Annotated in this window: 1 protein-coding gene; it reads right to left on the bottom strand. The window is 70.4% G+C overall.

The window, feature by feature from the left end; translation table 11 throughout:
- A partial coding sequence (locus WDV06_RS37170) for a helix-turn-helix domain-containing protein (protein ID WP_395514204.1) occupies positions 1–353 on the bottom strand: 353 nt, incomplete at its 3' end.
- Between the last annotated feature and the right edge of the window lie 69 nt (positions 354–422).

Raw genomic sequence — 422 nt, 5'->3', positions numbered from 1 at the left:
GCCGGGTGTGCCTCCCCCAGGGCCGCGGTGTGCAGGCGCAGCGACAGGGCCCGGACCTCCTCGCTCGCCCCGCAGAGCTGGATGATCGCCTCGATGGTGGAACGGTGTGGAAGCCGTTCTCCCGAAAGGTTCTTCGACAGGGCCGAGGCGCTCAGCGCCGCACCCGAGGCCACCTGTTTGCTGGCCAGGTCCGCGGCCCCGATCAGGGACCTCAGGTGCTCGACGAGCGCCCGCTTGTGCGGGCGGTTGTTGAAGACCTCCGGTTTCAGCGGGTCGAGCCCCCGGCGGGCCGGCAGGGCCCCTCCGCCCGCAGAGTCGTCCCTGCCGGTTCCCTCCTCGGCAACACCCGCCATGTCCGTTCTCCCAGTTGACCGTTGCGGAAAGAAGATCGTTTCCCATGGCGCACCCGCCGACCACGACGG

The sequence above is a fragment of the Streptomyces racemochromogenes genome (genome assembly GCF_044129415.1).
GTDB lineage: Bacteria > Actinomycetota > Actinomycetes > Streptomycetales > Streptomycetaceae > Streptomyces > Streptomyces racemochromogenes_A.
This window is presented reverse-complemented; position numbering and strand designations above follow the sequence as displayed.